The organism is Streptomyces incanus, from assembly GCF_042656345.1.
GTDB lineage: Bacteria > Actinomycetota > Actinomycetes > Streptomycetales > Streptomycetaceae > Streptomyces > Streptomyces incanus.
Genome location: NZ_JBHSPC010000032.1, coordinates 70,954 through 80,032 on the forward strand (window position 1 = coordinate 70,954; position 9,079 = coordinate 80,032).

9 protein-coding genes are annotated in these 9,079 nt (G+C 70.9%); 2 read left to right on the forward strand and 7 right to left on the reverse strand.

From position 1 onward, the window contains the following. Positions 1-29: 29 nt before the first annotated feature. Genes ACFP2V_RS12210 through ACFP2V_RS12220 form a run of 3 tightly spaced genes read right to left on the reverse strand, consistent with a single transcriptional unit; the run spans position 30 to position 1,734 of the window. Entirely contained in the window at positions 30-776 is a 747-nt protein-coding gene (locus ACFP2V_RS12210; RefSeq protein ID WP_381209858.1) for a sigma factor, read from the reverse strand. After that, positions 773-1,276: a hypothetical protein gene (locus ACFP2V_RS12215; protein ID WP_381209861.1), complete on the reverse strand. Its 504-nt coding sequence runs from the start codon at positions 1,274-1,276 to the stop codon at positions 773-775. The genes ACFP2V_RS12210 and ACFP2V_RS12215 overlap by 4 nt, the downstream gene beginning before the upstream one ends. Then, a complete protein-coding gene (locus ACFP2V_RS12220) occupies positions 1,273-1,734 on the reverse strand; it encodes a hypothetical protein (protein WP_381209864.1) in 462 nt (153 codons plus the stop codon). Before ACFP2V_RS12220 ends, ACFP2V_RS12215 begins: the two co-directional genes overlap by 4 nt. A gap of 178 nt (positions 1,735-1,912) precedes the next feature. Here ACFP2V_RS12220 and ACFP2V_RS12225 point away from each other — a divergent pair, with 178 nt between their 5' ends. Then, on the forward strand, positions 1,913-2,167 hold the full coding sequence (locus ACFP2V_RS12225; protein ID WP_381209867.1) for a hypothetical protein: 255 nt from the start codon (positions 1,913-1,915) through the stop codon (positions 2,165-2,167). A 77-nt stretch (positions 2,168-2,244) separates the two neighbouring features. On the opposite strand, the gene ACFP2V_RS12230 is transcribed toward ACFP2V_RS12225, so the two are convergent. Together ACFP2V_RS12230 and ACFP2V_RS12235 are read right to left on the reverse strand one after the other, a co-directional pair. Continuing rightward, positions 2,245-2,895 (reverse strand): MBL fold metallo-hydrolase, encoded by a 651-nt coding sequence (locus ACFP2V_RS12230; RefSeq protein WP_381209870.1) that lies wholly within the window; start codon positions 2,893-2,895, stop codon positions 2,245-2,247. A 10-nt stretch (positions 2,896-2,905) separates the two neighbouring features. Beyond that, positions 2,906-3,595 (reverse strand): maleylpyruvate isomerase family mycothiol-dependent enzyme, encoded by a 690-nt coding sequence (locus ACFP2V_RS12235; RefSeq protein ID WP_381209873.1) that lies wholly within the window; start codon positions 3,593-3,595, stop codon positions 2,906-2,908. A 222-nt stretch (positions 3,596-3,817) separates the two neighbouring features. Between ACFP2V_RS12235 and uvrA the strand changes: the two genes are divergently transcribed. Further along, positions 3,818-6,775, forward strand: a complete 2,958-nt coding sequence (uvrA, locus tag ACFP2V_RS12240) for an excinuclease ABC subunit UvrA (RefSeq protein WP_381209876.1) — start codon at positions 3,818-3,820, stop codon at positions 6,773-6,775. A 183-nt stretch (positions 6,776-6,958) separates the two neighbouring features. Here the strand turns inward: uvrA and ACFP2V_RS12245 are convergent, their stop codons facing one another. Beyond that, a complete protein-coding gene (locus ACFP2V_RS12245; protein ID WP_381209879.1) occupies positions 6,959-7,867 on the reverse strand; it encodes a carbohydrate kinase family protein in 909 nt (302 codons plus the stop codon). Positions 7,868-7,949: 82 nt separating this feature from the next. Further along, positions 7,950-9,002 (reverse strand): LacI family DNA-binding transcriptional regulator, encoded by a 1,053-nt coding sequence (locus tag ACFP2V_RS12250; RefSeq protein ID WP_381209882.1) that lies wholly within the window; start codon positions 9,000-9,002, stop codon positions 7,950-7,952. Positions 9,003-9,079: the final 77 nt, after the last annotated feature.

The following is a 9,079-nucleotide window of genomic DNA, read 5'->3' on the forward strand; positions in this document are numbered from 1 at the left end:
CGCTTGTGCGGGGGCCGTCGAAGCAGTGGTCAGTGGGTGGCGAGCGAGCGCCGGCCGGTACGGGCCAGGGCGTAGCAGCCCGCCGTGTCGGAGGCGTCAACCGCGCGGTTCGCGTACTGCCAGGCCGTCGGGTCCATCGCCGTCTCGGCGGTGTTGGCCTTCACCCGGTAGTGGTCGATGACCGTGTGGCGGACGATCGTCCGCAGCCACGCCCGGCGCTGCACGTCCGTGGTGGCCCGGCACTTCGGCCACGCCCTCCACGCCCGGATGAACGCCTCCGCCGTCAGGTCCTCGGCAAGCGCCACGTTGCGGTCCCGGACCAGCGTCAGCACCAGACCCGTGATCGAGGGCGCGTGACGGCGGTACAAGGCGGCGAACGCCTCCCTGTCTCCCGCGCTGCGGCTGGCGGCCACCTGCTCGTCACGCTCCCGGCGGGTCAGCCGCGCGGAGCCGGCGGGCTTCATCTTGCGGCCGTGCCCCTCCCGGCTGACGTCGGACTGCGAACGCGCGGTGAGGTGGTCGCGGTTGATGCAGCGTCGGTGCAGGCACGCCTTCCCGCCGGGGCAGCTGGTGTCAGCCGTGTGGCAGAGGTGGCTGACGCGCATGCCCTCCGGGATCTCCCCGACCAGCAGCAGGTAGGCGACCCGGTGGGTCAGCTCACGGCGGCCGGCGGCGAAGATCTGGCCGTATCCCTCGACGGTGCTGCCGGTGAAGATGACGCAGCCGTTGGGGCCCGGGGTGGTCTTCGCCATCAGGCGGCCGAGGAGGGCGCTCACCGGGCCACCGCCGATCCGGGAGCCAGAGAGGCGGTGCTCGCCTCGGGCGCGAGGCGGTCGATGCGCAGCTCGTCGACGAACTGCCGAGTGCGCCCGGTGCCGGGCGCAGCGCCCTCGATGGGGTCCAGCTCGACGCCGACGTACTCGCGGCCGTAGTTGGGGTGGTTCGAGTTGGCGACGCGTCCGATGTCGTATCCGTTGACCGTTCCCGTCCGCCCCTCGGGGGTCGTGACGCGGGTGCCTGCCGGGAGGTCAGCGGCGGTGCGGGCGGGACGCTTCGGCGTGGCTACGCGCGGTGCTCGCAGTTCCGCGATGAGGGCGGCGCCCTTGGGCGTCAGCATGCTCTCCGTCGGGTGGATCAGCTCACGGGCGATAAGGGCGCGCTCCGTGCTGGCGGTGCAAGCCACCGGCTCCCCGTCTTCCCCGGTGTAGAGCGCGCGGAGCATGTTCTCGCTGAGCTTGTGGGTCTTGATGATCTGGCTGACTTCGGCGGCGTTCATGCGGCCACCGCCAGGGCGGCGACCTCGACGGCCTCGACCTTGAGGGAGGCCGCGCACGGCTTCATCGGGACCGGGCCCAGGCCGTGGGCCTTGAAGATGCGGGTGATCTCCGCCAGGTCCGGGGTCTGCCGGGACGACGGGGTGCGGAAGATCCGCCAGGCGCCGTACACGCCGGCCGGGAGCCGGTCGAGGACCTTCTTCGCAGCGCGCTTGCCGCGGTCGGCGCGGCGGGCCTGGTCGGCGGCGCGCTCGTACTCGGCGGCGGCGGCCTCGATCGCCTCGGTGGCGGGCATCTCGTCCGCCTCGTACAGGCCGGCCGGGTCCGGGGCGACCTCGACGACCGGCTCGACCTCGGCGGGGGCGAGGGAGCGGACGGCGTCGGCGGCCGTCTCGATGAGGTTCCCGATCAGGCCGCGCACGGTGCGGGCGGTACGAGGGGACGTGAGAAGCTTGAGCACAGCGGGCTCCCGGTCTAGTCGGGTTGTTCCGTCAGGCCCTCGGTCGGTGCTCCAACACCGCCGAGGGCCGTCTACTTTGTTGCAGGAACAGCATGGCATGAGAGTGCGTCACCTTGCAACTAAGTAGACGGAAGATCTTGAAGATTCGTCTATCGAGTAGATGCATAGGTGTGGGAACATGCTGGTCATGACCAGCCAGCCACCCAAGCCCAGCGAGGCGGAGCGCAGGGCGTTCCTCAAGAAGCTCGACCGTGCGACAGAAGCCCACGAGAAGACCCGCAAGGCGCTCGATGGGCTGGTGGCCGACGCCCGCGGCGCCGGCCTATCGCTAACCGACATCTCCGACCACACGCCCTATAGCCGTGAGTGGGTGCGGCGCATTGCGGCACAGATCCAGGCCGAGCGCAGCGATGGAGCTCGCGGGGAGGAGTGACGACCTCGAGCACGACGAAGCCCCCGGCCGGACAGCTGGGGGCTTCTCTGTGATTGAACCGCTCGAGGGCCTGGCGGCTACCAGCCGCGGGCCCGCCACTCCTCGAGGTGTGGGCGCTCATCCCCGAGGGTGGTGTCGTCGCCGTGCCCGGGATAGACCCACGTCTCATCGGGCAGGGTGAAGACCTTCGCTTCCAGGCCGCCCATCAGGCTCCGGAAGTCCTCCGGCTGTGTTGTCCGCCCAGGACCGCCCGGAAACAGGCAGTCCCCGGTGAACACATGGGGATGCCCGTGCGGATCGTCGTAGACGAGGGCGATCGAGCCGGGGGTGTGGCCGACGAGATGGCGCGCGGTGAGTTCCACCCGCCCCACCCGGATCGTGTCGCCGTCGTCGACCAGGACGTCCGTCGGCACCGGGATGCCCTCGGCGTCGTCCCGGCCCGCGTGGGTGCGGGCACCGGTGGCCGCCACCACCCGGGCGAGCGCCTGCCAGTGATCACCGTGCCGGTGCGTGGTGACGACGGACGCGATGCCGTCGTCACCGATCGTGCCCAGCAGGGTGTCCGCGTCGTTGGCCGCGTCGATCAGTAGCTGCTCGTCGGTGGCCCGGCAGCGCAGCAGATAGGCGTTGTTGTCCATGGGCCCGACGGCGACCTTGGTGATCATCAGGTCTTTGAGTTCGTGCACGTCGGCCGATCCGCCGACCGTCACACGCCCGCTGTACGTCATGGTGACCAGCCTATAGTGGGGGAAGGGCAGGCAGGGTGCCGACCTTCACCGTCAGCCCGGAGCCATCGCGGCGTCCGGAGAGCCAGCCGAGCAGGTCGGCGGCCGGACCCTCGACCTCGACCGGGTCGCCCGGTGCGCCGCCGCCGGTGGTCCAGGACCGGCCGTCACTCGTGGTCAGCCGCGTCGTGGGCACGTCCTGGTGGCCGTCGAACCGCGCCCTCAGGAAGCGGATCTCCCGCTCGGTGAAATCCTCCGGCAGATCCTCCAACTCGTAGCCGATGCCGAGGTCCACGTGGTGCAGTTCCACCTCGACCCAGCGCCGGAACGGCACCCGGGCCGCCCGGTCCGTGACACCGCCTCGCAGCTCCAGGGTGCGCGACCAGTCCGCCGGTGCCGCGCCCACCCGCTGGAAGCGGGCTGCCGCCTCCCGCAGGTCCGCGAGCTGGACGTCGAGGGGGCGCGAGGCGTCCCGCTCGATGTCGGCCTCCCGGGCGGCGCTGGAGACGTACATCGCACGCCCCTCCAGGACGTTCACCAAGGCGTCCGCGTTGCGCGCGATGTGAGCCAGCACATGTCCACGGGTCCAGCCCGGAAGCCGTGACGTCTGCGTCACAGTGGCGTTGTCCAGTGCGCCGACCGCGAGGAGCAGCCGCTCGGTCGCATCGTGTACGGATGCCAGGTCATGAACGTGATCAGTCATGGCGCCGACCCTAGTCACGCCACACCTTCGGGTGAAGGTGGCGAAGGGAGACCGTGAATCGAATGTACGTGCTATAAGCTCGGTCGTGGCGTCGGGCATGCTGGAGAGCCGGGGATTGTTGTCACCCCGTGAATCCGACCGGCGTTGTCAGTGGCTCGCCCTAGTGTGGGAAGACACGGGGGCCCCGCCCCTGTCACTCCTCTCAGAAAGGTGCGGACCGGCGTGGCCGACCGTCTCATCGTCCGTGGAGCGCGCGAGCACAACCTCAAGAATGTCTCGCTCGACCTCCCGCGCGACGCGCTCATCGTCTTCACGGGCCTGTCGGGGTCGGGCAAGTCCTCACTGGCCTTCGACACGATCTTCGCCGAGGGGCAGCGGCGCTACGTGGAGTCGCTCTCCTCGTACGCCCGGCAGTTCCTCGGCCAGATGGACAAGCCGGACGTCGACTTCATCGAAGGGCTGTCCCCGGCGGTCTCCATCGACCAGAAGTCGACCTCGCGCAACCCGCGCTCCACCGTGGGCACCATCACCGAGGTCTACGACTACCTGCGGCTGCTCTTCGCACGCATCGGCACACCGCACTGCCCCCAGTGTTTCCGCCCCATCTCGCGTCAGTCCCCGCAGGCCATCGTCGACCGGGTGCTGGAGCTGTCGGAGGGCAGCCGCTTCCAGGTGCTGTCGCCGCTGGTGCGGGAGCGCAAGGGCGAGTTCGTGGACCTCTTCGCCGACCTCCAGTCCAAGGGCTACTCCCGCGCGCGGGTGGACGGCGAGACCATCCAGCTCGCCACCCCGCCCACACTGAAGAAGCAGGAGAAGCACACCATCGAGGTGGTCGTCGACCGCCTCACCGTGAAGGACAGCGCCAAGCGCCGCCTCACCGACTCCGTGGAGACCGCGCTCGGCCTGTCCGGCGGCATGGTCGTGCTCGACTTCGTCGACCTCCCCGAGGACGACCCCGAGCGCGAGCGCATGTTCTCCGAGCACCTGTACTGCCCGTACGACGACCTGTCCTTCGAGGAGTTGGAGCCCCGCTCCTTCTCCTTCAACTCGCCCTTCGGCGCCTGCCCCGAGTGCTCCGGCATCGGCACGCGCATGGAGGTCGACCCGGAACTGATCGTCCCCGACCCGGACAAGAGCCTCGACGAGGGCGCCATCCACCCTTGGTCGCACGGCCACACCAAGGACTACTTCGCCCGGCTGATCGGAGCCCTCGCCGACGCGCTGGGCTTCCGCACGGACATCCCCTTCGCCGGTCTGCCGCAGCGCGCCAAGAAGGCCCTGCTGCACGGTCACAAGACCCAGGTCGAGGTCCGCTACCGCAACCGGTACGGACGCGAGCGCCGGTACACGACGGCCTTCGAGGGCGCCCTCCCCTTCGTCAAGCGCCGGCACAGCGAGGCCGAGACCGACGCCAGCCGCGAGCGCTTCGAGGGCTACATGCGCGAGGTCGCCTGCCCCTCGTGCGAAGGCACCCGCCTCAAGCCGATCATTCTCGCCGTCACGGTCCTGGGGAAGTCGATCGCCGAGGTCTCGGCCATGTCCATCAGCGAGTGCGCGGACTTCCTGGGCGCGATGAAGCTCTCCGCCCGCGACAAGAAGATCGCCGAGCGAGTGCTGAAGGAGGTCAACGAGCGGCTGCGGTTCCTGGTCGACGTCGGCCTCGACTACCTCTCGCTGAACCGCGCGGCGGGCACCCTCTCCGGCGGCGAGGCCCAGCGCATCCGCCTGGCCACCCAGATCGGCTCCGGCCTCGTCGGCGTCCTCTACGTCCTCGACGAGCCGTCCATCGGCCTGCACCAGCGCGACAACCACCGGCTGATCGAGACCCTGGTCAGACTCCGCGACATGGGCAACACGCTCATCGTCGTCGAGCACGACGAGGACACCATCAAGGTCGCCGACTGGATCGTCGACATCGGTCCGGGCGCCGGTGAGCACGGCGGCAAGGTCGTGCACAGCGGAGCCCTGAAGGAGCTGCTCGAGAACACCGAGTCGCAGACCGGCCAGTACCTGTCCGGCCGGAAGGCCATCCCGCTGCCGGACCTCCGCCGCCCGATCGACCCGTCGAGTCTCCTCACGGTGCACGGCGCCCGGGAGAACAACCTGCAGGACATCGAGGTGTCCTTCCCCCTCGGCGTGTTCACCGCGGTCACCGGCGTCTCCGGCTCCGGCAAGTCCACGCTGGTCAACGACATCCTGTACACCCACCTGGCCCGTGAGCTGAACGGCGCCCGCAGCGTCCCCGGCCGGCACACCCGCGTGGACGGCGACGACCTGGTCGACAAGGTCGTGCATGTCGACCAGTCGCCCATCGGCCGCACCCCGCGCTCCAACCCGGCGACGTACACCGGCGTCTTCGACCACGTCCGCAAGCTATTCGCCGAGACGGCCGAGGCGAAGGTCCGTGGCTACCTGCCCGGCCGCTTCTCCTTCAACGTCAAGGGCGGCCGCTGCGAGAACTGCGCGGGCGACGGCACCATCAAGATCGAGATGAACTTCCTCCCGGACGTGTACGTCCCGTGCGAGGTCTGCCACGGCGCCCGCTACAACCGGGAGACCCTGGAGGTCCACTACAAGGGCAAGTCCGTCGCCGACGTCCTGAACATGCCGATCGAGGAGGCCATGCACTTCTTCGAGGCCGTCCCGGCGATCTCCCGCCACATGAAGACGCTCCACGACGTCGGTCTGGGGTACGTCCGGCTCGGTCAGGCGGCCACCACCCTGTCGGGCGGCGAGGCCCAGCGGGTGAAGCTCGCGAGCGAGCTGCAGCGGCGCTCCACCGGCCGCACGGTCTACGTCCTGGACGAGCCGACCACCGGACTGCACTTCGAGGACATCAGCAAGCTGCTGACCGTCCTGTCCGGCCTGGTCGACAAGGGCAACACGGTCATCGTCATCGAGCACAACCTCGATGTGATCAAGACCGCCGACTGGGTCGTCGACATGGGACCCGAGGGCGGTTCCGGTGGCGGCCTGGTCGTCGCGGAGGGCACGCCCGAGCAGATTGCAGCGGTCCCGGCCAGCCACACCGGCAAGTTCCTGCGCGACGTCCTCGGCGCGGACCGGATCAGCGACGCCGCCCCGGTGCGGGCGCCGCGCAAGGCGGCGGCGAAGAAGGCCCCGGCGAAGACCGCCGCGAAGACCGCCGGTAAGGGGACGGCCCGGACGGCCAAGGCCTGACCCGCTCGACCCGAGGTGAACGACCCGGCGGATCCGGACCCGGATCCGCCGGGTCGCTCACCCCGGTCGGACAGCGCGAAGGCGGTGCAAGAGCCGTGCTCCGTGGGAGAACCCCGCGGGGCGCGGCCCGAAGGCTTACGGCCCTCACGGCCTGTCCGGCGGTTCATGCCTCGGACGGAGGGCTCAGCCGTCCAGCTCGTGGGCGTACGGAGGCTCGGCACCCGCGCGTGAGCAGGTGATCGCCGCCGCGCGCGCCGCGAAGCCGAGCAGCTCCCGCCAGCCGTCCGCGCCCAGCACGGCCACCCCCCGCTCGTTGAGCGCGCCCCGGGCTGCCAGGCCGTGCAGCAGCGCCGCGTTGACGGTGTCGCCCGCGCCGATCGTGTCCACCACCTCGACCCGTTCACCCGGCACGGAGTACTCGCCGCCCTCCCGAGTGAACACGGTCAGCCCGTCACCGCCCCGGGTGACCACGACCGCCGCCGGACCGGCCGCCAGCCACCGCGCGGGCGTGCCGCCGAGCCACCGGGCGTCCTCCTCGGACAGCTTCAGCAGCGACACCGACGGCAGCCAGCTCAGGAACCGGGCCCGGTAGGCGTCGGGGTCCGGGATCAGCCCCGGCCGGATGTTGGGATCCAGTGCGGTGAACACACCGCGCGCGTGGGCGGTGCGCATCAGCTCCTCGTACGCGCTCGCCCCCGGCTCCAGCACGAGGGAGCAGGTGCCGAAGGACACCGCGCGGGTGCCGGCCGGCAAAGCGTCCGGCGCCGTGAACAGCCGATCCGCCGTCCCCTCCACGTAGAAGGAGTAGACCGCCGAGCCGTCCGCCGCGACCGCGGGGACGGCGAGCGTCGTCGGCTCGTCACCGCGCTGCACCGACGACACCACCACGCCGGTCTCCCGCAGCCGGTCCAGCAGCGCCTCGCCGAAGGCGTCGCGGGACACCCGGGAGCAGAAGGCGGCGGGGGAGCCGAGACGGCCCAGCGCCACCGCCGTGTTGTAGGGGCCGCCACCGAGCGCCGGCGTCAGCGCCGCGAGCGCGCCCGCCCCCTGCGGTACCAGGTCGATCAGTGCCTCACCGGCTATGACGATCACGAGGGGTCCCTTTCTAGGGCTGCTGGGTTGTCGGGCTGTGGGTCTGCTGGTGGGTCTGCTGCGTGTGCCGAGGCCGTAGGGGCTACTGGGACTGCGCAGGCCGCTCCGGGGGGTCCTGCGGGTCCGGGCAGCCGCAGGACGTGCGGTGTACGAAGGCGCAGGAGAGCCGTTCGGTCCGCGCGGGCCGGTCCGGGACGGCGAGCCGGTCCAGGAGCACCTGGACGGCACGGGCGCCGATGTCCCTGCTGGGCTGGGCGATCGCGGTGAGCCGGGGGGAGAACAGGTCCGCCCAGGCGAAGTCGTCGAAGCAGCACAGCGCGATGTCCCCGGGCACGGAGAGACCGTGGGCGCGCAGGGCGCGCAGGGCGCCGATCGTCATGGCGTTGTTCCCGGTGACCAGCGCGGTCGGGGGAGCGCCGAGGGAGAGCAGATCACCGGTGGCCCGTTCGGCACCGGCCGACTCGGAGTCGCCGTGCACCAGGAGCCGTTCGTCGAACGGCAGTCCCGCACTCGCGAGGCCGTGCCGGTACCCGGTGATCCGCTCGGCGGTGGTGCTGAACCCGGGCCGCCCCGCGACCAGGGCGATCCGGTGGTGGCCGAGCCCGGCGAGGTGCGTGACCAGCCGGGCCGTCGGCTCCGTGTTCTCGGCGCAGACCTGGTCGAAGCGTGGGCCGCCCTCGCCGGAGCCCTCGACCACCCGGTCGAGGAACACGGCCGGTACGCGATGGCGCCCGAGGTAGGCGAGCAGCTCGCGCGGCTGTGAGGAGGGAGCGACGATCATGCCCTCCACCCGGCGCTCGTGCAGCAGCTGCACGACCTTGCGCTCGTGTTCGGGGTCGTCGTGCGGATCGGCGATGAGCAGGCTGTAGCCGTGCTCCAGGGCGGCCGACTCGACGCCTTGGAGGATCTCGGTGAAGTACGGGTTGCTGATCGCCGACACCGCGAGCCCGATCGAACGGGTGCGGGCGGTCACCAGTGAGCGGGCCAGCGTGTTCGGGGTGTAGCCGAGCTCCTCGACGGCGTCCAGGACCGCCTGGCGGGTGTGCGGGAGGACCGGCCGTGTGCCGTTCAGGACGTGCGAGACGGTCGCGACCGAGACCCCGGCGCACCGCGCCACGTCCGTCATGGTCGCCATCGCCCACTCCCTTCGCGCACCCGGCCGACGCAGATGCCCTGCCGCAGCTCCGTGACGGGGAAGCTATCCCATCCAGC